Annotated in this window: 23 protein-coding genes; 16 read left to right on the plus strand and 7 right to left on the minus strand. The window is 39.6% G+C overall.

Annotated elements, in window-relative coordinates; translation table 11 throughout:
• Positions 1 to 40: 40 nt before the first annotated feature.
• Positions 41 to 277: a DUF2627 domain-containing protein gene (locus MHI34_RS16310; RefSeq protein WP_004231186.1), complete on the minus strand. Its 237-nt coding sequence runs from the start codon at positions 275 to 277 to the stop codon at positions 41 to 43.
• A 386-nt stretch (positions 278 to 663) separates the two neighbouring features.
• Between MHI34_RS16310 and MHI34_RS16315 the strand changes: the two genes are divergently transcribed.
• The 10 genes from MHI34_RS16315 (at position 664) to MHI34_RS16360 (ending at position 13,788) form a co-directional block, all read left to right on the plus strand.
• Entirely contained in the window at positions 664 to 1,758 is a 1,095-nt protein-coding gene (locus tag MHI34_RS16315) for a Glu/Leu/Phe/Val dehydrogenase (RefSeq protein WP_048392303.1), read from the plus strand.
• A 185-nt stretch (positions 1,759 to 1,943) separates the two neighbouring features.
• A complete protein-coding gene (lpdA, locus tag MHI34_RS16320; RefSeq protein ID WP_036122819.1) occupies positions 1,944 to 3,371 on the plus strand; it encodes a dihydrolipoyl dehydrogenase in 1,428 nt (475 codons plus the stop codon).
• A gap of 86 nt (positions 3,372 to 3,457) precedes the next feature.
• Positions 3,458 to 4,474: a thiamine pyrophosphate-dependent dehydrogenase E1 component subunit alpha gene (locus tag MHI34_RS16325; RefSeq protein WP_036122822.1), complete on the plus strand. Its 1,017-nt coding sequence runs from the start codon at positions 3,458 to 3,460 to the stop codon at positions 4,472 to 4,474.
• Positions 4,474 to 5,457 carry an alpha-ketoacid dehydrogenase subunit beta gene (locus MHI34_RS16330; RefSeq protein ID WP_008179931.1) on the plus strand — a complete coding sequence of 328 codons (984 nt, stop codon included), beginning with the start codon at positions 4,474 to 4,476 and terminating at the stop codon, positions 5,455 to 5,457. The genes MHI34_RS16325 and MHI34_RS16330 overlap by 1 nt, the downstream gene beginning before the upstream one ends.
• Positions 5,458 to 5,627: 170 nt before the next feature.
• A complete protein-coding gene (locus MHI34_RS16335) occupies positions 5,628 to 6,965 on the plus strand; it encodes a dihydrolipoamide acetyltransferase family protein (RefSeq protein ID WP_058844037.1) in 1,338 nt (445 codons plus the stop codon).
• 121 nt (positions 6,966 to 7,086) lie between these two features.
• Positions 7,087 to 8,790 carry a methylmalonyl-CoA mutase family protein gene (locus MHI34_RS16340; protein WP_342503672.1) on the plus strand — a complete coding sequence of 568 codons (1,704 nt, stop codon included), beginning with the start codon at positions 7,087 to 7,089 and terminating at the stop codon, positions 8,788 to 8,790.
• Positions 8,787 to 10,940: a methylmalonyl-CoA mutase gene (gene scpA, locus MHI34_RS16345; RefSeq protein WP_036122829.1), complete on the plus strand. Its 2,154-nt coding sequence runs from the start codon at positions 8,787 to 8,789 to the stop codon at positions 10,938 to 10,940. The genes MHI34_RS16340 and scpA overlap by 4 nt, the downstream gene beginning before the upstream one ends.
• On the plus strand, positions 10,940 to 12,037 hold the full coding sequence (meaB, locus tag MHI34_RS16350; protein WP_036122834.1) for a methylmalonyl Co-A mutase-associated GTPase MeaB: 1,098 nt from the start codon (positions 10,940 to 10,942) through the stop codon (positions 12,035 to 12,037). The genes scpA and meaB overlap by 1 nt, the downstream gene beginning before the upstream one ends.
• A 148-nt stretch (positions 12,038 to 12,185) precedes the next feature.
• Complete coding sequence (locus tag MHI34_RS16355; RefSeq protein ID WP_036122837.1) at positions 12,186 to 12,626, plus strand: BrxA/BrxB family bacilliredoxin; 441 nt, start codon at positions 12,186 to 12,188, stop codon at positions 12,624 to 12,626.
• Positions 12,627 to 12,825: 199 nt separating this feature from the next.
• Positions 12,826 to 13,788, plus strand: coding sequence for an aromatic acid exporter family protein (locus tag MHI34_RS16360; protein ID WP_308221985.1), 963 nt, complete (start codon positions 12,826 to 12,828; stop codon positions 13,786 to 13,788).
• Between the two features lie 22 nt (positions 13,789 to 13,810).
• Here the strand turns inward: MHI34_RS16360 and prli42 are convergent, their stop codons facing one another.
• Positions 13,811 to 13,906: a stressosome-associated protein Prli42 gene (prli42, locus tag MHI34_RS16365; RefSeq protein ID WP_155273190.1), complete on the minus strand. Its 96-nt coding sequence runs from the start codon at positions 13,904 to 13,906 to the stop codon at positions 13,811 to 13,813.
• Between the two features lie 125 nt (positions 13,907 to 14,031).
• Between prli42 and mce the strand changes: the two genes are divergently transcribed.
• From mce to MHI34_RS16380, 3 genes are all read left to right on the plus strand, one after another.
• Positions 14,032 to 14,445 carry a methylmalonyl-CoA epimerase gene (mce, locus tag MHI34_RS16370; protein WP_141903613.1) on the plus strand — a complete coding sequence of 138 codons (414 nt, stop codon included), beginning with the start codon at positions 14,032 to 14,034 and terminating at the stop codon, positions 14,443 to 14,445.
• A gap of 5 nt (positions 14,446 to 14,450) precedes the next feature.
• Positions 14,451 to 15,998, plus strand: coding sequence for an acyl-CoA carboxylase subunit beta (locus MHI34_RS16375; RefSeq protein WP_340809203.1), 1,548 nt, complete (start codon positions 14,451 to 14,453; stop codon positions 15,996 to 15,998).
• A 107-nt stretch (positions 15,999 to 16,105) separates the two neighbouring features.
• Positions 16,106 to 17,059, plus strand: coding sequence for a hypothetical protein (locus MHI34_RS16380; protein ID WP_058844039.1), 954 nt, complete (start codon positions 16,106 to 16,108; stop codon positions 17,057 to 17,059).
• Positions 17,060 to 17,477: 418 nt separating this feature from the next.
• On the opposite strand, the gene MHI34_RS16385 is transcribed toward MHI34_RS16380, so the two are convergent.
• Positions 17,478 to 18,332, minus strand: coding sequence for an IS3 family transposase (locus MHI34_RS16385; RefSeq protein WP_342504450.1), 855 nt, complete (start codon positions 18,330 to 18,332; stop codon positions 17,478 to 17,480).
• The gene (locus MHI34_RS16390; protein ID WP_342503599.1) at positions 18,317 to 18,823 is read right to left on the minus strand and encodes a helix-turn-helix domain-containing protein; all 507 of its coding nucleotides are present in this window, start codon (positions 18,821 to 18,823) and stop codon (positions 18,317 to 18,319) included. The genes MHI34_RS16385 and MHI34_RS16390 overlap by 16 nt, the downstream gene beginning before the upstream one ends.
• A gap of 341 nt (positions 18,824 to 19,164) precedes the next feature.
• Between MHI34_RS16390 and MHI34_RS16395 the strand changes: the two genes are divergently transcribed.
• A complete protein-coding gene (locus tag MHI34_RS16395) occupies positions 19,165 to 20,280 on the plus strand; it encodes a M20/M25/M40 family metallo-hydrolase (RefSeq protein WP_089934711.1) in 1,116 nt (371 codons plus the stop codon).
• Positions 20,281 to 20,305: 25 nt separating this feature from the next.
• The gene (locus MHI34_RS16400; protein WP_036119903.1) at positions 20,306 to 20,794 is read left to right on the plus strand and encodes a CheW domain-containing protein; all 489 of its coding nucleotides are present in this window, start codon (positions 20,306 to 20,308) and stop codon (positions 20,792 to 20,794) included.
• A 338-nt stretch (positions 20,795 to 21,132) separates the two neighbouring features.
• On the opposite strand, the gene nspC is transcribed toward MHI34_RS16400, so the two are convergent.
• The 3 genes from nspC to MHI34_RS16415 all read right to left on the minus strand — a co-directional run bounded on the left by nspC (position 21,133) and on the right by MHI34_RS16415 (position 24,097).
• Positions 21,133 to 22,272: a carboxynorspermidine decarboxylase gene (gene nspC, locus MHI34_RS16405; RefSeq protein ID WP_036119906.1), complete on the minus strand. Its 1,140-nt coding sequence runs from the start codon at positions 22,270 to 22,272 to the stop codon at positions 21,133 to 21,135.
• Complete coding sequence (locus tag MHI34_RS16410; protein ID WP_036119909.1) at positions 22,269 to 23,498, minus strand: saccharopine dehydrogenase family protein; 1,230 nt, start codon at positions 23,496 to 23,498, stop codon at positions 22,269 to 22,271. Before MHI34_RS16410 ends, nspC begins: the two co-directional genes overlap by 4 nt.
• Before the next feature lie 392 nt (positions 23,499 to 23,890).
• On the minus strand, positions 23,891 to 24,097 hold the full coding sequence (locus MHI34_RS16415; protein ID WP_036119912.1) for a hypothetical protein: 207 nt from the start codon (positions 24,095 to 24,097) through the stop codon (positions 23,891 to 23,893).
• Between the two features lie 202 nt (positions 24,098 to 24,299).
• Between MHI34_RS16415 and MHI34_RS16420 the strand changes: the two genes are divergently transcribed.
• The gene (locus MHI34_RS16420; RefSeq protein ID WP_342503673.1) at positions 24,300 to 26,018 is read left to right on the plus strand and encodes a methyl-accepting chemotaxis protein; all 1,719 of its coding nucleotides are present in this window, start codon (positions 24,300 to 24,302) and stop codon (positions 26,016 to 26,018) included.
• Positions 26,019 to 26,041 lie beyond the last annotated feature (23 nt).

Consider the following 26,041-nt stretch of genomic DNA (forward strand, 5'->3'; position numbering starts at 1 on the left):
CTATCCAGTAAGTCAGTGAGACTTATGTGGATAGCTATTTTTATTTTTTCTGAAAGCGTGGTGCTACTTTTCCATTTTTTCGGTCGCGATGTAGTAAAAATCCTGCGAAAAATCCAAAGCCTATTACAAAGAAAATAACACCTACTACAAATTGTAGCCATAAAAATGGGAATGGTGAAATGAGTTTACCAAATAATGTATCACGCATAAATTTAATGCCACCTGCAGCCATAAGACCTGGAATAAGCATTACAATAAATGCAGCTAAACGGGCCATGCATACCCCTCCTTATTCCTATGATTAATTGTACCTGTGGATGATGGAATGTCAAGGAAGGGAGAAATCAATATAATATTTTTAAATAAAAACGAGGAAGGACATAAAGTAGCGGCTGTAACAGAATGTTTAGAAAATTCTTACTTAAATAAGAATATGTAATAATAGTTGCGAAATTGTGAATTTGTCAGTATTGTAAAAATAAGTGGAGCAATATTATCCATTACTAAACAATTTTTTCTTCATACATTGGGGTCTAAACACCTACTGAATAAGAGGGGCTCAGTTTTACTGAGATGGCAACGCGATGGAGACAGGATTGTTAGATAAAACTTGATTGGATGGGCATTTGGGGATGCACTTTCCAAAGCAAAGGGGCGAGTTTCATGGAAATCTTCAAGTATATGGAAAAGTATGATTATGAACAATTGGTATTTTGCCAAGATGAAGCATCAGGGTTAAAAGCGGTTATCGCTATCCATGATACGACACTTGGACCAGCACTAGGTGGAGCACGTATGTGGACATATGCATCAGAAGAAAATGCAATTGAAGATGCGTTACGTTTAGCAAGGGGTATGACTTACAAAAATGCTGCAGCTGGTTTAAACCTTGGCGGTGGAAAAACGGTCATTATAGGTGACCCATTTAAAGATAAAAATGAAGAAATGTTTCGTGCATTAGGTCGTTTTATCCAAGGATTGAATGGCCGTTATATTACAGCCGAAGACGTAGGTACAACGGTATCGGATATGGATTTAATCCATGAAGAAACAAACTATGTAACAGGAATTTCTCCTGCATTTGGTTCTTCAGGTAACCCATCTCCAGTAACAGCGTATGGCGTTTACCGTGGTATGAAAGCGGCGGCAAAAGAAGCATTTGGTTCCGATTCATTAGAAGGATTAAAAGTTTCTGTACAGGGTCTAGGAAATGTAGCCTACAAGCTTTGCGAGTATTTACATAATGAAGGGGCAAAACTTGTTGTAACAGATATCAATCAGGCGGCCATTGATCGAGTTGTTAATGACTTCGACGCTATTGCAGTGGCACCCGATGAAATTTATGCGCAGGAAGTCGATATTTTCTCACCATGTGCATTAGGCGCTATTTTAAACGATGAAACAATTCCACAACTAAAAGCGAAAGTGATTGCTGGATCTGCTAATAACCAATTAAAAGATTCTCGCCATGGTGACTATTTGCATGAATTAGGTATCGTCTATGCACCAGACTATGTGATCAATGCTGGTGGCGTGATAAACGTTGCAGATGAATTATATGGTTATAATCGTGAACGTGCAATGAAACGCGTTGATGGTATTTATGATAGTATTGAAAAAATCTTTGCTATTTCTAAACGAGATGGCATTCCAACATATGTGGCAGCGAATCGCTTAGCTGAGGAACGTATCGCTCGTGTAGCGAAATCTCGCAGCCAATTCTTAAAAAATGAAAAAAATATTTTACACGGTCGCTAATCGACATGGTTGATACATTATGAGAAGTCGCATTGTCGACTTCTTCTATTTTCAACCAGAAATAAGGATCTCGATGAAGTGAAGCTAAAGCTCTTCTAAAGCAAGAACTAACCGTTGGAAAATTGGTAAGTTGGTTGTTTAATAGATAGATTACTTTAGCATTTTTCTCAAAAGGGGGAATAAACATGGCTCAAAATTATGATGTTGTCATCTTAGGTGGAGGTACAGGCGGATATGTTGCTGCCATTCGAGCTGCGCAGTTGGGCTTGAAAACAGCTATTGTAGAACGTGAACGCTTAGGCGGAACTTGCTTGCATAAAGGTTGTATCCCAAGTAAAGCCTTACTTCGAAGTGCGGAAGTATATCGCATGGCTAATAAAACAGCTAGTGACTATGGTGTCGATATTGAAGGTGTGACATTGCAATTTGACAAAGTTCAGGCTAGAAAACAAGCCATCGTTGAGCAATTAAGTCAAGGTGTGAATACACTGATGAAAAAAGGCAAAATAGATGTTTATCAGGGTACAGGGCGAATTTTAGGGCCATCTATTTTCTCTCCTATGCCAGGCACTATTTCTGTAGAGATGTCCAATGGTGATGAAAATGAAATGCTTGTTCCTACAAACGTTGTCATTGCAACGGGTTCAAAGCCTCGTGGAATGGCAGGCTTAACGGTTGATGGGCAATATGTGCTGAATTCAGATCATGCCTTAGCGTTAGAAAAATTACCAAAATCATTATTAATCGTTGGTGGCGGTGTCATCGGAATTGAGTGGGCATCTATGCTATGCGATTTTGGTGTGTATGTAACGATCGTCGAATACGGTCCATCGATTTTACCAGCAGAAGATGCAGATATTGTCAAAGAAGTGACGAAACAGCTTGAAAAACGAGGTGTTCGCATTGTGACAAATGCTCGACTAGATGCGAGTACATTCAAAATTGAAAATGATAACGTTTTCATTTCAGCGACGGTGGATGATAAAGAAGAAATTTTTGAAGCAGATAAACTATTACTTTGTGTAGGACGTGAGGCGAATACGCAAGGTATTGGCTTAGAAAATACAGAAATCGAAGTTGAAAATGGCTTTATTAAGGTGAATGATTCCTATCAAACGAAGGAATCCCATATGTATGCTATAGGAGATGTGATTGGTGGCTTACAATTAGCACATGTTGCTTCTCATGAAGGAATGGCAGCTATTGAACATATTGCAACAGGTAAAACAGAGAAATTGGATGATTTGAAAGTACCAAAATGTGTTTACTCATATCCAGAGGTTGCCAGCATTGGCTTGACAGAGCGTGCGGCAAAAGAACGTGGATTTTCATTAAAGATTGGTAAATTCCCATTCAAGGCTATTGGGAAAGCATTAGTTAATGGTGAGGCAGAGGGCTTTGTCAAAATTATTGCGGATGAAGAAACAGATGATATTTTGGGTATTCATATGGTAGGGCCTCATGTGACCGATTTAATTGGGGAAGCATCATTAGCGAAAGTATTAGATGCAACGCCATGGGAAATTAGTCAGGCTATTCATCCACATCCATCGTTAAATGAGGTTTTAGTGGAATCTGCTTTAGCGGTTGATGATCGTGCTATCCATTTTTAATTTTCTGAATTTCATAACTAACGTATCCAAATGTGGGGATATAGGATAAGATAGTTATTTCTCTATAATACGAAAGGGGTGTTCGTATGCAAGATGTACAAATCAAACATGAAGATTTAGGTTTGTCAAATGAAGATGTACTTGCTATGTTCGAAACAATGTTAATGGCCAGAAGATTAGATGAGCGTATGTGGTTATTAAATCGCTCTGGTAAAATTCCGTTTGTTATTTCTTGTCAAGGCCAGGAGGCAGCACAAGTTGGAGCAGCCTTTGCACTTGATAATAATAAGGATTATATTGCACCGTATTATCGTGATATGGGTGTGGTTTTACATTTTGGTATGACACCAAGAGAACTGATGTTGTCTGCATTTGCAAAAGCAGAAGATCCAAACTCCGGTGGTCGTCAAATGCCAGGTCACTTTGGTCAAAAGAAAAATCGTATTCTAACAGGATCATCTCCTGTCACAACGCAAGTTCCGCACGCAGTTGGTGTTGCGCTTGCTGGACGTCTACAAAAAGAAGATTTTGTTTCTTTCGTTACGCTTGGGGAAGGTTCATCTAACCAAGGAGATTTCCATGAAGGAGCAAACTTTGCTGGTGTTCATAAGCTACCCGTTATTATTATGGTAGAAAACAATCAATATGCTATCTCTGTGCCAGTTGAACGTCAATTAGGCTGTGCCAAAGTATCTGATCGTGGTATTGGTTACGGTATGCCGGGTGTGACGGTGGATGGTAAATGTCCATTACAAGTGTATAAAGTGGTAAAAGAAGCAGCAGACCGTGCACGTAATGGAGAAGGTCCAAGCTTAATTGAAACGGTGACATATCGTTTAACAGCCCATTCTTCAGATGATGACGATCGTCAATATCGTACGGCTGAAGATATTGCAGAAGGTAAAGCAAAAGATCCGATTCTATTATTTGAAAAGTATCTGATGGATGCTGGCGTTATGACAGAAACGATTCGCACTGAAATGGAACAACGTGTGATGGCTGAAGTAAATGAAGCAACAGATTATGCAGAAGCGGCTCCATATGCACAACCAGAGCATGCACTTAAATATGTTTATGCACCAGTGGACGGAGGTGACATGTAATGGCAGTTATGTCTTATATTGATGCGATTACATTAGCAATGAAAGAAGAGATGGAACGTGATGAGCGTGTTTTCATTTTAGGAGAGGACGTTGGTCGTAAAGGTGGGGTATTTAAAGCCACAAATGGACTATACGATCAATTCGGCGAATATCGCGTGCTAGATACACCACTTGCAGAAAGTGCCATCGCAGGCGTTGGAATTGGTGCTGCAATGTATGGTATGCGTCCAATTGCAGAAATGCAATTTGCTGATTTCATTATGCCAGCTGTCAATCAAATCGTTTCGGAGGCAGCGAAAATTCGTTACCGTTCCAATAACGATTGGACTTGTCCAATGGTCATCCGTGCTCCTTTTGGTGGAGGCATCCACGGTGCACTTTATCATTCACAATCCGTTGAAGCACTTTTTGCTGGGACACCAGGTTTGAAAATTGTCATACCATCAACACCATATGATGCAAAAGGTTTACTGAAAGCGGCGATTCGTGATGAAGATCCGGTATTATTTTTCGAACATAAACGCGCGTATCGCTTAATAAAAGGTGAAGTACCGCTAGATGATTACACATTACCAATTGGTAAAGCAGATGTGAAACGTGAAGGGGACGATGTAACAGTAATTACGTATGGTTTAGCAGTTCACTTTGCCCTCCAAGCGGCTGAACGTCTAGCTGCAGATGGTATTTCCGCTCATATCCTTGATTTGCGTACGGTTTATCCTCTTGATAAAGAAGCGATTATTGAGGCTGCAAGTAAAACAGGCAAAGTATTACTTGTCACAGAGGATAATAAAGAAGGCAGTATCATGAGTGAAGTTGCCGCGATTATTGCAGAACATTGTTTATTTGAGCTTGATGCTCCAATTCAACGTCTAGCAGGACCTGATGTGCCAGCCATGCCATATGCACCAACAATGGAGAAATATTTTATGATTAATCCTGATAAAGTTGAACGTGCAATGCGAGAACTTGCTGCGTTCTAACAGATCACAATAAGGCTGAATGAAAAAACGAAAAGCCTCAGACGGATAAACAGATTTTGACTTACGTGTAGGTAAGTCAAAATTTGTCTAATTGCCTATCTACGTTTAATGATTTTAGCGCTGCATCAGGTACAAGGACGCCTAGGCTTAATTGATGGGAGGAATAAAGGATGTCAGTTCAAAATATTACAATGCCACAGCTCGGCGAAAGTGTAACAGAAGGTACAATTGAAAAATGGCTTGTTAAGCCTGGAGATACAGTTAAAAAATATGATTCATTAGCAGAGGTTGTTACAGATAAAGTAAATGCTGAAATCCCATCATCATTTGAAGGGGTTATTACGGAGCTTCTTGCGCAAGAAGGTCAAACCTTGCCAGTTGGGGCAGTCGTATGCTCGATTGAAATAGCTGGAGAGGGCGAATTACCACCTCCACCAGCTGAAAAAAAATCAGCAGTAAGCACAGCTATTTTAAATGCTGGTGTTCAAAAGAAACAGGAGGCACCACAGCAGGTGGCAGCTCCAGCAGCTGCACCAAAAGAGGCGCGTAAAGATAAAGTACGCTACTCACCAGCCGTTCTTCGACTTGCACAGGAGCACGATATTGCACTCGATCAAGTGACGGGCACAGGTGAAGGTGGTCGTATCACAAGAAAAGACCTGATAAAGCTAATTGAAACTGGCAATATCCCTACAGCAAATGATGTCGCACCAACTTCATCAACGGTGCAACCTACAGTTGAGCCAGCACCGACAGCACCACAGCAACAAGTGGAAAAAGCAGTTGCACCTGTACCTGTTCATCCTGGAGATATTGAAATTCCAGTGACAAAAGTGCGTCGTGCGATTGCAAATAATATGGTAAAAAGTGTCCATGAAGCACCACATGCTTGGATGATGATGGAAGTGGATGTAACAGATTTAGTGTCTTATCGTGATAGCTTAAAGAATGAATTTAAGCAAAAAGAGGGCTTTAATCTTACATATTTCGCCTTCTTTGTAAAAGCAGTTGCTCAAGCATTAAAGGAATTCCCAATGCTGAATTCAATGTGGGCGGAAGATAAAATTATCCAAAAGCATGACATCAATATTTCGATTGCAGTAGCAACAGATGATGCCCTATTTGTGCCTGTTATAAAACACGCAGATGAAAAATCCATTAAAGGAATTGCTAAAGAAATCCATGAACTTGCCAATAAAGTTCGTACAGGTAAATTGGCAATGGGTGACATTACTGGTGGTACATTTACTGTTAATAATACGGGAGCATTTGGCTCTGTTCAATCGATGGGGATCATTAATTACCCACAAGCAGCGATTCTTCAAGTGGAAAGCATTGTAAAAAAACCAGTCGTTTTACCAGGTGGAATGTTTGCTGCACGTGATATTGTGAATTTATGTTTATCATTAGATCATCGTGTGTTGGATGGACTTGTATGTGGTAAATTCCTAAATAGAGTGAAAGAAATACTCGAAAATACAAATAAATCTTCAACGTCAGTCTACTGATGACTCGTCGGAAACCTGCTGTATAAGGGTTTCCGATTTTTTTTATGCTTTTCGAGTCGCAATTTGTCATGTAGAATAACAAATAGAAACTACTAAGGGGGGAAGCTGATTAAGCGTCCGCATGTCAAACAACATGAAAAATATTGAATTTGAAAAACCAGCCTATTCAGACTGGCAAGATGCAGCAATCAAAGCTTTAAAAGGGAAACCATTTGAGTCACTATTTTCCAAAACAAATGAAGGTGTTACATTACAGCCGCTTTACACGCAAGAAAGTTTAGTAGCTAAGCTTGGAGAAGAGCTTGATTTACAAGTTGCCACAATCCGTTCCCTACAAAATAGTCAAGCGTTTCAGGTGGCACAGCAAATTCACGCTGATACAAGTGAAGCATTTTTTGCACAGCTTGAAGATAGTTTAGCGCGAGGCAATGAAGTGATTACAGTGGATAGTCGTGTGAAGTTTGATTGGACAGAAGAAGTATTGGTCAAATTAGCATCATATTTCTCAGAATATTCATTTAAAATTACTATTAAAAATACAAAAGACCCATTATTAGCAGTATTTGACAATATTGCAGAGGATCAACGTGAAGCCGTTAAAGGTTTCATTGTTTCTAAGGACCCGATCTCTTTCAACGCATTTCCGAACGTGCGCTCAGTCAGTGCTGACACGACCGTTTATCACAATGAAGGTGCCAACGCAGTACAAGAGCTAGCCTATGCACTTGCATTAGCAGCCAAGTTTGCAGAACAGGAAGAAAGCTTTGAAGCATTCTCGAAGAAGTTTTTTGTAATCTTTGCCATTGATACACAATTCTTTACGGAAATTGCCAAACTTCGTGCTTTTAAAGTACTTTGGAAAGCGTTCTCATCTGCTTATGGTGTGACAGACAGTGTAAAAATCCCAACGGTTGCTGAAACATCACTAAGAAGCTTTTCTAAATTAGATGTGTATGTCAATTTATTACGTTCTTCCAATGAAGCGCTTTCTGGTTTAATTGGTGGAGCTGATCTCTTTACTGTTCATCCGCATGATGTGTTAACGAAGCCTACGGAACAATCGATTCGTATCGCTCGGAATGTATCATTAATATTAAAAGAAGAAACAAATGTTTTGAAAGTGACAGATCCAGCAGGAGGCTCTTATTTTATTGAGTCGTTAACAGCAGACTTTGTAAAAGAAGCATGGGCATTATTTTTAGATATCGAGGCTGCTGGCGGGATGGATGAATATATAGCGTCTGGCAAGCTTGCGGAAGAAGTGGCAACCACTTATCATACTCGAATCAAAGCTGCATCAACACGTAAGCAATCATTAATTGGAACGAATATTTATGCAAATCCAGCAGATGTACTTGAGCAGGATACAAACCCATTATTTGCTGATATCAAACGTATTGCTGTTCCATTTGAGAAGTTGCGTGCAGAAATGACAGCAGCTGATGTGAAAACAGGTATTTTAGCATTAGGGTCATTAAAAAGCTCTAAGCCACGTGCAGATTTTGTAGCTGGTTTCTTAAATACAGTTGGTCTTGTTCCAGAAAAAAGTGAGCCAGTGGCAACTGCTGAAGAGGCGATTGCTTGGTTGCAGGCTACAGAGGCTAAGTATGTTGTAATTGCAGGCAGTGACGATGATACAAAGGCACTTGTACCGGCTATTTTAGCTGCACAACCAGCAAATGTGCTTATAGATGTTGCAGGTAAATTTAAAGATGAAGAAGAAGCATGGTTAGCAAATGGTTTAAACGGCTTTATTTTCGCAGGACAGAACATCATTGAAAAATTACAGTCCGTGTTTGCGAGCATGAAGGAGGTCCAACGATGAGCAAGCCTAATTTTAATGTAGTAGAAATAGAAAAAGTGTTAACAGCTGAAGCCCCACAAGCGTCTGACGACAAGTTTATGACAAATGAAGGGATTGAAATTAAAGATATTTACACGAAGGAAGATATTAAAGATGCGAAACATTTAAACGATGTAGCAGGTATTGCACCTAATACACGTGGACCATACCCTACTATGTATGTAGCACGTCCTTGGACCGTTCGCCAATACGCAGGTTTCTCAACGGCTGAGGAATCCAATGCCTTCTATAAACGAAATTTGGCAATGGGGCAAAAAGGTCTTTCTGTAGCGTTTGACTTAGCGACGCATCGAGGCTATGACTCAGATCATCCACGTGTAACAGGGGATGTAGGGAAAGCTGGTGTTGCTATTGACTCTGTTGAGGATATGAAAATCCTTTTCGATCAAATACCGTTAGATCAAATGTCCGTTTCTATGACAATGAATGGAGCAGTTTTACCAGTTCTTGCCTTCTATATTGTGGCAGCTGAAGAGCAAGGGGTAACACCAGACAAATTAGCAGGTACAATTCAAAATGATATTTTAAAAGAATATATGGTGCGTAATACATATATTTACCCACCAGCTATGTCAATGCAAATCATCGCAGATATTTTTGAATATACAGCGAAATATATGCCAAAATTTAACTCTATTTCAATTTCTGGTTACCATATTCAAGAAGCTGGCGCAACAAATGACATTGAGCTTGCCTATACGTTAGCAGATGGCTTGGAATATGTACGTACAGGATTGAAAGCAGGAATTGATATCGATGCCTTTGCACCTCGTCTATCGTTCTTCTGGGCAATCGGTATGAATTATTACATGGAAGTAGCTAAAATGCGTGCAGCACGTCGTATTTGGGCACAAATGATGTCAACATTTAATCCGAAAAATCCGAAAACATTAGCATTACGTACCCATTCTCAAACATCGGGCTGGTCTTTAACGGAGCAAGATCCATTTAACAATGTGGCTCGTACATTATTCGAAGCGAATGCATCTTCAATGGGACACACACAATCCCTCCATACCAACGCACTGGATGAAGCGATTGCACTTCCAACAGATTTCTCGGCACGTATCGCGCGTAATACACAGTTATTTTTACAAGAGGAAACAGCGATGACGAAAGTGATTGATCCATGGGGCGGTTCGTACTATGTGGAGAAACTAACAGAAGAAATTACGCAATCCGCTTGGGCATTGATCGAAGAAATTGAAGCACTTGGAGGGATGGCCAAAGCGATTGAAACAGGACTTCCGAAAATGAAGGTTGAAGAAGCCGCAGCCAAACGCCAAGCAAAAATTGACTCTAAAACAGAAACCATTGTAGGAGTGAATAAATATCGCTTAGCAAAAGAAGAGCCAATTGACATTTTGGATATTGATAATACAATTGTTCGTCAAAAACAAATTGAACGTTTAGAAGCGATGAAGGCAGCACGTGATGAAGCAGAAGTTCAAAAACATTTAGCTCGCTTAACAAAAGCTGCTCAAGATGGTGAGGAGAACTTACTAGCTGTGGCGGTGGATGCAGCACGTGCGCGTGCCTCTTTAGGTGAAATTTCTGATGCTATCGAGGCGATTTCTGGTCGTCATAAGGCCGTGATTCGTTCTATTTCAGGTGTTTACTCTGCCAATTTCTCAGATGAGGAGCAAATTGCGGAAGTGAAGCAAATGACAGAAGAATTCCTTGAAAATGAAGGACGTCGTCCACGTATTTTAGTAGCAAAAATGGGACAGGATGGACATGATCGCGGTGCCAAGGTGGTCGCAACGGGCTATGCTGATTTAGGCTTTGACGTAGATATTTCACCATTATTTATGACACCTGCTGAGGCTGCTCAAATGGCTGTTGAAAATGATGTCCATGTCATTGGTGTATCTTCACTAGCAGCAGGTCATAAAACATTAGTGCCTGAATTAATTGCGGAGCTTGAAAAGCTAGGTCGTGAAGATATTATCATTATTGTTGGTGGTGTTATTCCAGCGCAAGATTATGACTTCCTTTACGATGCTGGTGCAGTAGCCATTTTTGGACCAGGTACAGTGATTCCTGTATCTGCACAAAAAATTATTGAAGAAATCTACAAACGTTTAGGCTATGAGGAAGTGTCTGAATAATGGACAAAAACAAAGGAATGGAAGACAGTGCGCTATTTGTCATGGACGGAGTCGAGGCAACTCACGACGGTATGCAGTATGGCACACCTAAAAAATTCCGAAAGAAAAAGGCAGACAATATGAATGTAGGAGAGCTTGCTCAACAAGTACGTGTGGGCTCTCGCACACATTTATCAAAAGCCATTACCCTCATTGAAAGTGCCAACGCTACTCATAAAGTGCAAGCACAAGAATTATTACAGGAGCTTCTTCCGCATACAGGAAATAGTATTCGAATTGGCATTACCGGAGTTCCAGGAGCGGGGAAAAGTTCATTCATTGAGGCTTTCGGAACAATGCTTTGTGACATGGGGAAACGAGTAGCTGTTCTTGCGATTGATCCAAGTTCTTCCTTATCAGGTGGGAGTATTCTTGGCGATAAAACACGCATGGAAGAGCTCGTTAAGAAGCCTACTGCATTTGTTCGCCCATCTCCATCGGCAGGTACCCTTGGGGGTGTTCACAAAAAGACCCGTGAAACAATGTTAGTTTGTGAGGCGGCAGGCTATGATGTGATTTTAATTGAAACGGTTGGTGTAGGGCAAAGCGAAACCTACGTCCGTGGGATGGTTGATTTCTTTCTACTCCTTGTGTTAACAGGGGCAGGAGATGAATTGCAGGGCATGAAAAAAGGCATCATGGAATTAGCGGATGCCATTGTCGTGCATAAAGCAGATGGCGATAATGTTCGTTTAGCCAAAAAAACGGTTGCAGAGTATAAGCAAATTTTGCATTTTTTACAGCCCGCTACACTCGGTTGGATGTCTACAGCAATGCCTGTTAGTTCATTAGAAAAACGGGGACTTGATAAGGTTTGGGAGACAATTGGAGATTTCAAGCAAATTGTTGAAGCCAATCACTATTGGGCTACTCGTCGACAACAACAAACAAAAGAGTGGTTTCAATCGATGATTACCGACCATTTAATTGATCAATTTTATGGGAATCCACAGCGTAAAGCACAGGTACTGCTACTTGAACGTCAAATTTTAAGTGGACAACTGACTGTCACACAAGGTGTCGATCGTTTATTTAACGAAGAGCAGGAAGACAAGTAAACGAATCTTAGTATTCAACTGAATTGTGATGAGCAAGTAGGTGCACAAATTCGTTGCAAACTGCTATGATAAGAGATGGATGAGCGTCAAAAAATTTTTATAGGCAATCATGCTGAATGGACGCGAACTTGAAAGGAGCTATCGCTATATGAATATGGATTACGATTTATTTATGCAGGAAATTTTAAAAACAGCACGTGCTGAAATTGAGGCAGCGGGTTACGAACAACTACAAACACCAGAAGCTGTTGAAGAGGCGTTTACTCGCCCAGGTACAACATTAGTAATGGTGAACTCAGTATGTGGTTGTGCGGGCGGTATCGCTCGTCCAGCAGCGGCACAATGTGTTCATTATGATAAACGTCCCGATCATTTAGTTACAGTGTTTGCAGGGCAAGATAAAGAAGCGACTGCAGCGGCACGTTATCATTTTGGAGAAGATCACCTACCTTCTTCACCATCTTTCGTTCTATTAAAAGATGGACAAGTAGTTGCAGAAGTTGGTCGCTATGAAATTGAAGGGCATGATCCAATGTCCGTTGTGACAAACTTACAAGCAAACTTTGAAGAATATTGTGATGAGCTTTAATTCTATTCTTGCATAACAAAAATGAATTCAAATGAAGTAGAAAAGCCTCATAGATCACAGAATCTATGTAGGCTTCCTACTATCATCATGTATAGATAGTTTCATTATTACTAAAATTTTTGTAATATTGGCTAAATAATTAGCTAAAAGAGTGAAGAGTACTAAACGATAGGAGGCAGTCGGCCTGAAGAAATTTTCAATCGGCTATCGAACTTTAAAAACAGCAATTGGTGCGGCCATCGCTATTGCCATTGCTCAGTATTTTGATTTAGCCTCGTATGCATCTGCTGGTATTCTAACCATATTATGTGTGCAGCCAACGAAAAAAAAATCTATTCATGCAGCTTATACACGATTGGTCGCGAGTATTGTGGCAATGCTTTTTGCCTTTGTAAGCTTTGAATTTTTTACTTATCATCCGCTTACATTAGCAGGCATGCTCCTGTTATTCATTCCAACCATTGTATCATTAAAGGTAGCAGATGGATTTATTTCTAGTGTTGTAATTATAATGCATATTTATGCTGCTGAAGGTTTTTCATTAGCACTTGTTTATAATGAATTAGCGTTGATGGCAATCGGTTATGGCACAGGGATTGCCATTAATATGTATATGCCAGACATACAAAAGGAATTAAATTACTACAGAGTTAAAATTGAGGAGCTATACAGCAAGATTTTTTTAGAAATTGCCACCTATTTACGTCAAGGAGACACGCTATGGAATGGACATGAAATCATTGAAGCAATCCGAACGCTAGAAGAGGCAAAATCATTGGCGTTTAAAGATGTTGAAAACCATTTTATGAGACTTAAAAATGATTACTATGTGTATTTTGATATGCGTGAGCAGCAGCTAGAAATTATCGAACGAGTATTGCCAAAAGTGACGACACTACCTGTTATAGTACAAGAGGCTGAAATTGTGGCAGATTTTTTACAAGACCTCGGTGAGCATGTTCATTCGGGGAATACGGCAAGTCATTATCGAGAAAAATTAGAACATGTAAAACGTGATTTTTCTCAGCTGCCTTTACCGCAAAACCATGAACAATTTATCGCTCAAGCCGCTCTCTATCAGTTTATCGAGGAGATGGACAGGTATTTAGAAATAAAGCAGTCATTTAAGGGCTTAAAGGCTAAAAAAGAGCGCCCACAGTAACGTGGACGCCTCGGGCTTTGCCTTAAACTAACATGGATAATCCGAATGCTAGAGATGAGATTAGCATAATCGCGATCATGCTATAAACAACGATTTTTTGAAATTTTTTATTACTCATATGCTCGTTCGCTCCTTCTTTTCTTATAAATAGTTTAGCAAATCTGAAAAATTTCTCAAGTAGTAGAGTTTTGACAAAAAAATCTGTAAAATAGAGTATGTACCATAACAGAAGGAGATGTCACCATGGAGAAAGTAGACCATATTGGGATTGCAGTGCGCGATCTTGATGAACGCATTACATATTATACAGAAACTTTAGGCTTAAAGTTGATGAAAGTAGAAGAAGTAGAATCTCAACAGGTTCGTGTGGCATTTATCGACGCAGGTAACGTGAAATTAGAGCTATTAGAACCAATGAGTGATAAAAGTGCCATTTATGGATTTATTGAAAAACGTGGAGAGGGAATTCACCATGTTGCCTTCGGTGTAACAGGAATTCGTGAGCGTATGGCAGAGCTTCGTGAAAAGGGTGTACGTCTATTATCGGAAGAGCCAGGACCTGGTGCTGGAGGTGCAGAGGTTGCATTTATGCATCCTAAATCCTCATTCGGGGTGTTATATGAATTATGTGATAAAAGTGGAAAAGGGGATAAGTGATCATTATGGATATGTTCGACAAAATCAATGACTTGTATGACCGTAAGACTGTAATTGAACTTGGTGGTGGCTATGAGCGCATCGAAAAACAGCATGAAAAAGGGAAATTAACAGCTCGTGAGCGTATTGATTTGCTACTAGATGAAGGGACATTTTTCGAAATCAACCCATTTATTACTCACCGTACAGTAGACTTTGGGATGGATAAAATGGAAGGCCCTGGTGATGGTGTAGTTACTGGTTTCGGTAAAATTAACGGACGTCCAGTATACTTATTCTCCCAAGATTTCACAGTGTTTGGTGGGGCGCTTGGTGAAATGCATGCCAAAAAAATGGCGACAGTGATGGATCTAGCTGCTAAAAACGGTACACCATTTATCGGTATTAATGATTCAGGTGGTGCACGTATCCAAGAAGGTGTTCTGTCTCTAGATGGCTACGGTCATATTTTCTACCGCAATGCGATTTATTCAGGCGTGATTCCGCAAATTTCTGTTATTATGGGACCTTGTGCTGGTGGAGCGGTTTATTCGCCAGCTATCACAGACTTTATCTTAATGGTGGATAAAACATCTCAAATGTTCATAACAGGACCTAAAGTCATCGAAACTGTAACAGGTGAGAAAATCTCTGCTGAAGATTTAGGTGGTTCAAAAGTAAATAATGCGGTAAGTGGGAATGCTCATTTCCGTGCGCCATCTGAAGAAGAGGCAATTGAAGAAATTAAAAAACTATTAAGCTATTTACCACAAAACAATAAAGAAAAGGCACCTCGACAAGCTCGACCTGAAGGGGATGACTACCGTCCAGAAATCGTGGATACAGTGCCAATCGAAACAACACGTCCATATGATGTTCGCAAAGTAGTTGAGCAGGTAGTGGATGAAGGTTCATTCATGGAAGTACATGCAGAGTTTGCGAAGAACGTAGTAGTTGGTTTTGCACGTATTGCTGGTGAATCAATAGGGCTTGTTTGTAACCAACCAAAAGTACTTGCTGGTGGATTAGATATTGATTCTTCTGATAAAGCAGCTCGTTTCATCCGTACTTGTGATGCGTACAATATCCCAATTATCACATTTGAAGACGTATCTGGCTTCTTCCCAGGCGTTAAACAAGAGCATGGCGGTATTATTCGACACGGTGCAAAGATTCTTTATGCATATTCAGAAGCTACAGTACCAAAAATTACAGTGATTTTACGTAAAGCTTATGGAGGCGCTTACGTTGCTTTAAATTCTAAATCAATCGGTGCTGACCTTGTATTTGCATGGCCAAATGCTGAAATTGCTGTTATGGGTGCTGCTGGCGCAGCGAACATCATCTTTGCCCGTGAAATTGCGAAATCAGATGACCCAGAAGCAACACGTGCAGCAAAAATTGAAGAATATAAAGAAAAATTCGCCAACCCGTATGTGGCAGCATCTCGCGGCATGGTAGACGATGTAATCGATCCACGAGATACACGTATGAAGCTGATTCAAGGACTGGATATGCTTTCAAATAAACACGAAACACGTCCTGAGAAAAAGCACGGGAATATTCCTCTATAAAATGAGTACAAGCCTAGTAGCTAATGAGTTGCTAGGTTTTTCATTGCTAAAAAGTGAAACATTTTTTCTTGCCATCCGTACTGATATAGTAAGAGGAGTTGAGATGAATGGAATGGAAGCAATTGCAAACAGAGCAAGTAAAGATTCATGCACAACTAAGAAAGGCATCAAGATTAAACGAGCAAAGCGAATTATTGCATAAGCAGATTCACTATACACAACAGGAAATAGACAAACATACGACAGCCCTCAACCAAATTCGATCAAAACTTGATAAATTGGATGGCTTCTCATTTATGAATATGATTCGTACGTGGACTGGACAACAAGATGAACTACGCGCTGAAAAAATTGATAAAGCAGCAGTTCTTGAATTAAAGATTAGTGAAGCGAAGAAAATGCAAGCGGATTTAACAGAAGATAGTGTTCAAGTAACCAATAAGCTAGCTCAATTTGATGAAATGGCGTTACAACAAGAACTTCAACAAATCTATGCGAAAAAGAAAAAGTACTTACAGCTTCATGATGTTGCTCAGGCAAAGAAGCTAGAGCATTTAGCACATGAGGAAATGGTAACAAAGCAACTCATAACAGAAATTCAAGAGGCTGAGGAAGCGGGGGAAGTAGCTCTAACAAAGCTAGGGCAAGCAGCAGCTTCTCTTCATTCGGCTAGTGGCTATTCCTCCTGGGATACTTTCTTTGGTGGCGGGCTGATTGCCACTCACTTAAAGCATGATGCACTCGATCAGTCAGAAAACTATTTACATCGGGCTCAAATCGCGTTGCAACGTTTTCATAATGAATTATTGGATGTTCATGAGATGTCAACGAAATCGCTGCATGTAGAAACAGATGGGTTTGTGAAGTTTGCTGACTACTTCTTTGATGATATTTTTTCTGCATGGTCTGTCCATTCTAAAATTTCAACAGCAAGAGAACAAGTTTCACGGGTTCAGGACGATGTACATAATACCATTTGGCGCTTACAGGATAAACAAAATAAAGCAAATAACTACCTACAAGCTATAGAAAAAGAAAAAGAGGCTATTGTCAATGCCTAAGGAAAGTCTGGGAATTTTTCATAGTTTTGGAAAATAAAACTACCACAGAACTTTTGTGAAAGATGAAAGTGGATTTTCGTTGCAGGCCGCTTGCTTTCCTGTGAGCGAGTACCAGGCCGCTTCCCCGTTTAGAGGCTCGCCTGTCTCGCTATCCCACGGGAGTCAAGTAGCCCTTCACTCCAATCTATAAAAATATTTCTTTATTAGTAAAGGTTTTCAATTAAAGAGAAGGTATTCACTACTCTTTATGGAGGGGTGTTGTCACACATCACTTCTCCACATTGAAAATAGAAGCCTATCCCTGCTCTAATAAGACAAATAATGAGCTAAGGAAAAGACACTTTTGCACATGGTTGATTGGAGTGGCGCCAGCGTCACTCCTAGGGATTTAGTGAACTGACCCCAAAAATTTGAACTTTTAAGAAACTCTTCGAAACTCAACTGGACTTTTTCCGTTGAGTTTTATTTTTATCCGTTCATGATTGTAGTAGTGGATATAGCCTACTAACGCTTTTTTGAATGCTTCGTAGTTCTTAAACGTTGTTGCGTATAGAAATTCTGATTTCATAATGCCAAAAAAGCTTTCTATCACGGCATTATCTAAACAATTTCCTTTCCGTGACATACTTTGCTTGATTTCATGTGTTGCCAATAACGCTTTAAAACGTGGTATTTGATATAACCATCCTTGATCAGAATGGACGATTAAGCCACTCTTTTTCGATAACTTTGTATACGTAAATGCCTTCTTAAAAGACTGTTGAACTAACTCAAAATTAGGTGATTTTGATACCTCATACCCAACGATTTCTCGATTGAATAAATCTAATACAGCGGATATATAGATTTTTTGACCGTTTATTTTAAACTCCGTTACATCGGTTACCCATTTCTGATTGGGTGCAGTGGCTTCAAAATCACGTTGGATGACATTCTCTGCGACATAGCCGACTGTCCCTTTATACGAACGGTATTTTTTAGGGCGTACCGTCCCTTTTAAGCCCAATTCTTGCATCAATCGTTGGACCGTTTTATGGTTGATGAAAAACCCTTCATTTCGGAGGGCTAAACAAATACGACGATAGCCATAACGCCCCTTATGGTAATGAAAAAGCGTCTGAATTCGTTCTTTGATCGCCTGATATTTATCTGGTTTTACCCATTTTTGGAGATGATAATAATACGTACTTTTCTTAAGTTTCGCGACTTTTAATAGAGCTTGAAGAGGAAAATCCAACCTTAGCTCATAGACAGCTCTTACTTTTTCTTGGATTTGAAGGCATCCTTTTCTTGAACTAAGGCTTTCAACTTTTTTAAATAGGCATTTTCCATCCGTAAATACTCAATTTCCGCTTTTAACTCATCCGTTGTTTTTCCATTTAAATCGGACGAAGGTGGTTGTTTTTTTGGCATTGATTGGCGCTCCTTTTCTACTTGATAGAGCACCTCACCAGCCGTTGACATCGATTGTTTTTTCCATCTCCGAATGGTTTCACGGGAAGGAATATTAAACTTCGCAGCAGTCTGAAGGAGCGAATCGCCCGTCTCTATCAGGTGTTGAATTACTTTTATTTTAAAAGAATCTTCGTAATTCGTGAACCCTTGAGGACGAATAATTCCTTCGATGCCATGATAGCGATATAATTCAATCCATAATCGAATGTACTGTCGATCCCTCTGTAATCGATTGGCAATCTGATACGTACTTTCTTTTTCTTCAAAGTAAGCTAGAACTGCGGCTAATTTTTGTTCATCAGAAATCACTAACTGCACCCCCTATAGTAGATTTTTAAGTCCAATATTTTGGGTGCAGCTCATAGCGTCATAGGTGAGACCCTGGAGCGAAACGCAGTGAGTGAAGCGGCTCAACGGACGCCCCCTGGAAAGGACGCTGGCGGAACGGAAATCAACCCCTCGCCTTGCTAAAGGTTCTTTTTATGCTATTGGCATCACCTTTTTTCAACAATATGGGAAAGTCTGAGAATTTTTCTCAGACTTTTTAGTTTGGTAGGATTGTTCAATGATTTCAACTCTTCTGACCTTGTGCTAAAATAGTACATATACTATAACGTGGCAAAACACGTAAACTAAGGGAGTTTTACAACATGACAAGTCGTTTAGTAGAAGAGTTTTTTGAGCTCGTTCAAATTGATTCAGAAACAAAACATGAACAAGTAATTGCACCAATTCTTGTAGAAAAATTAACTGCACTTGGTTTTACAGTTATCCAAGACGATGCTCATACGCGTAATGGACATGGAGCAGGTAATATTATTGCTACATTAAAAGGCACATTAGATGTGGAGCCAATTTACTTTACGTCTCATATGGATACAGTTGTTCCAGGGAAAGGTATTAAACCTTCTCTACGTGAAGATGGTTATATCGTATCAGATGGCACGACGATTTTAGGTGCTGACGATAAGGCTGGTCTAGCAGCACTTTTAGAGATGGTAAAATGTTTAAAAGAGCAAAATATTGCACATGGAGATATTGAATTTATTATTACGGCTGGTGAAGAAAGTGGGCTTGTTGGAGCAAAAGAGCTAGATCCAACCATGATTAAGGCGAAATATGGCTTTGCAGTAGACAGTGATGGGAAAGTGGGAGGCATCGTGACTGCAGCACCATTCCAAGCGAAAATTTTTGCGAAGATTATTGGCAAAACGGCACATGCAGGGGTGGCTCCTGAAAAGGGTATTTCCGCTATTACAGTGGCATCAAAATGTATCGCTCAAATGAAGCTAGGTCGTTTAGATGAAGAAACGACTGCAAATATTGGACGTTTTGAGGGTGGACAAGCGACGAATATTGTTTGTGATGAAGTGACAATTTTAGCAGAAGCGCGCTCTATTGACCAAGCTAAATTAGATGCACAAACAAAGCATATGAAGGAAACTTTTGAGCAAGTTTCGGCTTCACTAGGCGCACGTGCTGAAGTAGAAGTGAAGCTGATGTATCCAGGATTCCGTGTAACAGAAACAGATAAAGTAGTTCAAGTAGCCATCGCAGCTGCACGCAATATTGATCGTACACCAACATTAGGTATTTCAGGTGGCGGCTCGGATGCGAATGTGATTGCTGGCTTTGGCATTCCTACCGTTAATCTATCAGTTGGCTATGAAGACATTCATACAACAAATGAAAAAATACCAGTAGAAGAATTAGAAAAATTAGCAGATTTACTTGTAGAAATCGTCAAAGAATCGGCGAAAAACTAACAGTCAAATAGAAGGATGTGACCGCATGGAAAGTGTCAAAGCAGTCGTTTTTGCTTGTGGGACAGAGGAATACGCAGTGCCTGTGGAGCAAGCAATTTCAATTGAAAAATTAGAGCATGTAACACCTATCCCTCATTTACCTAATTATCTTTTAGGCTTTACAAGAATTCGTGGTGAGCTTGTACCTGTTCTTGATTTTGAACGAATATTGTACAACCGCTCATCTAATACAGCAACTGCTCGTATTATTGTTTTAAATACAGACGTGGTTAATTATGGATTACTGGTGACAGAAGCTCGAGAAATTCTTGATTTTGATGATTCAGTACTTCAACAATTGGGCCTTGTTAATTACAGTAAAACACGCTACTTTACGGCTGTAGCTAATCTTGAGAACCGTATGATTACTTATGTCGATCCAAAAATATTGGTCAATTCATTAGATGGCATTCGTGAGATTATCGATTATTTACACAAAATGCTTGAAAATGAAAAAGAAAACGTGGAGGCATAGGCACTCTAAGTTTTCTTAGTGTTGAAAAAACAACACAATCACTAGGATTTTGTGTACGGCGAAAAGGCTTGTCGCTGACGCATTGCTTTCGCGCAGAGCAAAACCTAGGGGCTAGCTATTCCATATTCCACGGGACTCAAGTAGCCTTGTTGTGACTAATCCCTTCACATTTAAATAAAGGCATAAGATAAAGAAAAGACACCTTTGCAACATGGCGGAACGGCTATCAACCTCTCGTCTCACCAAATGTTTATGGACATCGTCTTTTTTCATAGGTTGACAATATGGTCATAATAAAAAGCCCTTCCAGCAAACTGGGAAGGGCTTTTCGTTTGTTATTAAGACAGTCGACCACTGTAGTCTTCAAATTTAAATTCACGAATGACTTTACTGCCTTCTTCATCGTTATAAGAAACGATAGAAGGTAAGTTGACACCATTAAACATATGGTTTTTAACCATAGAATAATGAGCCATATCTGTAAAGACAAGACGATCGCCTGGTTTTAATGGTTGATCAAATGAATAATCACCAATTACATCACCAGCAAGACATGTAAGTCCGCCTAAGCGATACGTATGCGCGAATTCATTTGCTTGACCAGAACCGATAATCATTGGACGGTACGGCATTTCAAGTACATCAGGCATATGACATGTTGCTGACGTATCTAAAATAGCAAGGTCCATGCCATTTTTTTGAATATCAAGTACTGTAGCGACTAAATAGCCTGTATTAAGTGCTACCGCTTCGCCTGGTTCTAAGTAAACAAGCAGGTTGTATTTTTCTTGAATATAGTTAATGATGTTAACAAGTTTTTCGACATCATAATCTGCACGCGTAATATGGTGGCCACCACCGAAGTTTAACCATTTCATTTGATGTAACACATCACCAAATTTTTCTTCTACTACTTCAATAATACGTTCTAACGTGTCGGAATTTTGTTCACACATCGCATGGAAATGTAAGCCATCAATGCCGTCAAGCTGTGATTTATCGAAGTTAGCCAAAGTTGTACCAAGGCGAGAGTTCGTGTAGCAAGGATCGTAAAGTGCTGTTTCAATTTCAGAGTACTCAGGATTCACACGAATACCACATTCAATTGTTTTTCCAGCAGATTTTACTTTCTCTTTGAACTGAGCCCATTGGTTAAATGAGTTAAACACGATGTGATCCACATAGCCTAGAAGCTCGTCCATTTCATGCTCAATATAAGCAGGAGCATAGACGTGTACTTCCTTGCCCATTTTTTCATAGCCTAGACGTGCTTCATGCAAGGAGCTAGCAGTAATACCTGCTAAATATTCCCCAACTAATGGGAATGTTGAATGCATGGAAAAGCCTTTTAGGGCTAGTAAAATGCGGCAGCCTGTACGATCTTGAATTGATTTTAAAAGCTCAAGATTTTTTGTTAATAATCGCTCATCCACTACATAAGAAGGGGATGGAACTTTTGAAAAATCAATTGGTTTCATCGGCTTAATTCCTTTGCATCTAAATCAAGGTCAAGTAATTCTGGGTTATGACTTTCTTGCCATGGTAGACCCCATTTATTTAGTGCATCCATGAATGGATCTGGATTGAAGTCTTCTACATTCCAAACACCTGGTTTACGCCATTCGCCATTCATCACAAGCATAGCACCGATCATAGCTGGTACACCTGTTGTGTAAGAAATCGCTTGTGAACCCACCTCGTTATAGCACTCTTCATGGTCACATACGTTGTAGACATAATACGTTTTTTCTTGCCCATCTTTTAGACCGCGTATGATACAACCGATATTTGTTTTACCTTTTGTACGTGGTCCAAGAGAAGCTGGATCTGGCAATACCGCTTTAAGGAAGTGGATTGGTTGAATCATTTGACCTTCAAATTCGATTGGTTCAATAGATGTCATACCAACGTTTTCTAATACTTTTAAGTGTGTTAAGTATTTTTCAGAGAACGTCATCCAGAAACGGATTTGTTTTAAACCTTTGATATTTTTTGCAAGTGATTCAAGCTCTTCATGGTATAGAAGATAAATATCTTTTGGTCCGATTTCTGGAAGGTTATACACTTCTTTTTTCTCAAGTGGTGCTGTTTCAACCCACTTGCCTTCTTTCCAGTAACGACCATTCGCTGTAATTTCACGAATGTTAATTTCTGGGTTAAAGTTTGTTGCGAAATGATAGCCATGATCTCCCGCATTCGCATCCACGATATCAATATAGTGAATTTCATCAAATTCATGTTTTTGAGCATGAGCTGTGAAAACGCCTGTTACACCTGGATCAAAACCGCTACCAAGTAATGCAGTTAAGCCGGCTTTTTCAAACTTCTCTTTATAAGCCCATTGCCATTTATATTCAAATTTTGCCGTTTCAGGTGGCTCGTAGTTTGCAGTATCCACATAGTGCACACCTGTCGCTAAGCAAGCATCCATAATCGTTAAGTCCTGATAAGGTAATGCCACGTTAATCACAACATCCGGTCCGAAAGCTTTAATAAGCTCAATAACCTCTTCTGTATTATCCGCGTCTACCTGTGCAGTATGAATTTTTGTTTTTCCGCCGTCTAGTTTTTCTTTTAGAGCGTCACATTTTGAAACAGTTCTACTTGCGATACAAATTTCCTCAAATACGTCCGAATTTTGAACACACTTGTGTACCACAACACTGGCAACTCCGCCAGCTCCGATAATCAATGCTTTACCCAATTGTCTACCCCCAAGTTCATATAAAGTATTGTCAAACAAGCTGATTATACAGAAAATTGATATACTACTCAATCATTGTTTTAAAAATTTCTACAAAAATTTTTATTTTACTACAATAATTAGACGTAATCAGAGGGGAATACCTCGAGAAAGTAGCTAATTGTGTATGAAAAAGACTAATTTATTGAGCTCATTTGTAGATTTTGTTAGATGAAGTTGTTCAAACTAATCTAGCCTCTCATCATAGAATTTCATGTGCTTTATTTTTCTCACCTTTTGAGCTGTACATAAAAAATCCCTTTCACCCTATAAGGTAAAAGGGATGTACAGCATAATAAAATCAACTGCTTTCAATCGTTTTAGTGTGTCAAAACAGGCTAATTTTATGCTAATTATTTCAAAAAGCGATTGGGTATCTGTTGTTTTTCTTCTCCCCATATATAAAAGAAAACCACAAGTAATGTACTTAAAAACCCCATCACAAGAGCATACGTACTGAGGGCTACATGCACTTGACTTTGCATAGCATAAATAAAAATAGCTCCTATCGTTAACAAATTTCCTGTAACAAGCGATATAAAATGAAAGCGTTTATTCATAGCAAGCCCTCCTATTAGATGATAAGGTAATGCTCCATGATGAAGAGAGTTCGCTTCAATTATCGCATAATTCAGAACTTTTATCCATCGCTTTTATTATATTAGTAATATTAAAGATGCTTTTTAAATACATCTTTTTGTAGTATGATTGAGGAATAATAGGGAATATTCATAGATGATTATTAGAAAGGGGAGAGGATGAATGGTGAAATTACGCAATTCATTAACTTTTCAACTTGGGACGATTATTGCTGGTATTTTAGTGGTGATGCTAGGGATTACGTCGTTCGCTACATACATAACTGCTTACAATAAACTATATGATGCTGCTGGCGTGGAGGCCTATGGTTGTGCCAATATCACAACAGGTTTAATTGATCCAGCATTAATGGACAAGGCCATTCAGGGCGATCAAGATGCACAGGTGCGTATTGGACATGATTTAAACTGGACAACGGGCCATAAGGACATTTTTCAAACGCAATATATTTTAGCACTCGATGGCACATTATTAGCGCTGGATGAACATTTAGCTGAGGAAGGTCTCGCACCTGGCGATTCATTTTATTTAGATAAAGAAGCCATTGATATGTTGCTGACACATAAGCATCCAACATACTCACAGCCCTATAATTTTGCTGGTATGGATCGCTTATCAGGCTATGCACCTATTTTTAAAGACCATGATTCTAGTAAAGAAATCATTGCAATTAGTGTCATCGATTTTGATGCCAATATCGTAAAAGAACGAACGTGGGATGTCGTGCGAAATGGTATCTTAATAAGTATTTTCCCTATGCTTATTGCTTCGATCATTACAGGCTTTTTAATTCGTCAAAAAGTGAAACCGATTAGTGTGCTAATTCAGCAGGCTAAAGAAATTGCGAATGGGAATTTAGCTGTACCTGAAACAAAAATTCATAGTAAGGATGAAGTAGAGGATTTAGCAAATACCTTAAATCGAATGACCGCTAATTTGCAAAATATGATTATGACGATGCGCTCCACTTCAAATACTTTAGCTAATAACTCAGATGAAACCGCTTCCACGTTGCACGATATGAGTAATACGATTCAAGGTGTTGCGAACAATATCGAAGAGGTCACAAGTGCTGTGACGGAAGGGATGCATCATGCTGAAAATGCGACAGATGTTCTGACATCTTTAGCAGAGGACCTTCAAATGATACAGCACAATGCCAATGACAGTGCTGAGAATGCTCGACAAACAATGAAATTAGCAACAGAGGGTGAGCGACTGGCGAAGGATATAAGTAATGATATGGCATTGATTCATAACGGTTCAGGTGAAGTTCGACAAACAGTCGAAAACTTGGTCACATCAGCAACCAAAATACAAACGATTACTACCTCTATTGCTACTATAGCCTCCCAAACGAATTTACTAGCTTTGAATGCTTCCATCGAGGCGGCTAGAGCAGGGGAGCATGGGAAGGGTTTTGCCATTGTTGCTGAGGAAGTACGCAAGCTTGCCGAGCAGTCCAATCAAGAGGTTTTACAAGTCGAACAGCTAATTCAAGACATTATGAAACATGTTCAGCAAGTGATGACATCTACGAATGATAATACGCAATATATCGAAAAAGGCACAGAGACAGTGCGTTTAACCGCGCAATCTTTAGGCAATATTTCCACAGCAGTAGCCACAACGGTAGAAGAAATGATTATGCTTTCTCATGCTATGACCGCTGAAAATGAAAAATCAGCTCGTATTGTTCAAATGATTCAACAATTAACAGAATCCATTAGAGATATAGAAGAAACGATGAATATGATTACGGTAGCAGCACAGCAAACAACAGCAAGTATTGATGAGGTAGCACAAGGTTCTAATGAAACAAATCATATGGCTCATACACTTGAACAGCATGTAAAAGCGTTTAAATTAAAAGAATTGTAGAAAGATTAGGACAAGTTGTCTTT

The organism is Lysinibacillus sp. FSL L8-0126, from assembly GCF_038630385.1.
Classification (GTDB): Bacteria; Bacillota; Bacilli; order Bacillales_A; family Planococcaceae; genus Lysinibacillus; species Lysinibacillus fusiformis_D.

Coding starts and splice junctions, on each gene's coding strand:
- MHI34_RS16310 (WP_004231186.1), bottom strand. CDS start 277: ATGGCCCGTTTAGCTGCATTTATTGTAATGCTTATTCCAGGTCTTATG.
- MHI34_RS16315 (WP_048392303.1), top strand. CDS start 664: ATGGAAATCTTCAAGTATATGGAAAAGTATGATTATGAACAATTGGTA.
- lpdA (WP_036122819.1), top strand. CDS start 1,944: ATGGCTCAAAATTATGATGTTGTCATCTTAGGTGGAGGTACAGGCGGA.
- MHI34_RS16325 (WP_036122822.1), top strand. CDS start 3,458: ATGCAAGATGTACAAATCAAACATGAAGATTTAGGTTTGTCAAATGAA.
- MHI34_RS16330 (WP_008179931.1), top strand. CDS start 4,474: ATGGCAGTTATGTCTTATATTGATGCGATTACATTAGCAATGAAAGAA.
- MHI34_RS16335 (WP_058844037.1), top strand. CDS start 5,628: ATGTCAGTTCAAAATATTACAATGCCACAGCTCGGCGAAAGTGTAACA.
- MHI34_RS16340 (WP_342503672.1), top strand. CDS start 7,087: ATGTCAAACAACATGAAAAATATTGAATTTGAAAAACCAGCCTATTCA.
- scpA (WP_036122829.1), top strand. CDS start 8,787: ATGAGCAAGCCTAATTTTAATGTAGTAGAAATAGAAAAAGTGTTAACA.
- meaB (WP_036122834.1), top strand. CDS start 10,940: ATGGACAAAAACAAAGGAATGGAAGACAGTGCGCTATTTGTCATGGAC.
- MHI34_RS16355 (WP_036122837.1), top strand. CDS start 12,186: ATGAATATGGATTACGATTTATTTATGCAGGAAATTTTAAAAACAGCA.
- prli42 (WP_155273190.1), bottom strand. CDS start 13,906: ATGAGTAATAAAAAATTTCAAAAAATCGTTGTTTATAGCATGATCGCG.
- mce (WP_141903613.1), top strand. CDS start 14,032: ATGGAGAAAGTAGACCATATTGGGATTGCAGTGCGCGATCTTGATGAA.
- MHI34_RS16375 (WP_340809203.1), top strand. CDS start 14,451: ATGGATATGTTCGACAAAATCAATGACTTGTATGACCGTAAGACTGTA.
- MHI34_RS16380 (WP_058844039.1), top strand. CDS start 16,106: ATGGAATGGAAGCAATTGCAAACAGAGCAAGTAAAGATTCATGCACAA.
- MHI34_RS16395 (WP_089934711.1), top strand. CDS start 19,165: ATGACAAGTCGTTTAGTAGAAGAGTTTTTTGAGCTCGTTCAAATTGAT.
- MHI34_RS16400 (WP_036119903.1), top strand. CDS start 20,306: ATGGAAAGTGTCAAAGCAGTCGTTTTTGCTTGTGGGACAGAGGAATAC.
- nspC (WP_036119906.1), bottom strand. CDS start 22,272: ATGAAACCAATTGATTTTTCAAAAGTTCCATCCCCTTCTTATGTAGTG.
- MHI34_RS16415 (WP_036119912.1), bottom strand. CDS start 24,097: ATGAATAAACGCTTTCATTTTATATCGCTTGTTACAGGAAATTTGTTA.
- MHI34_RS16420 (WP_342503673.1), top strand. CDS start 24,300: ATGGTGAAATTACGCAATTCATTAACTTTTCAACTTGGGACGATTATT.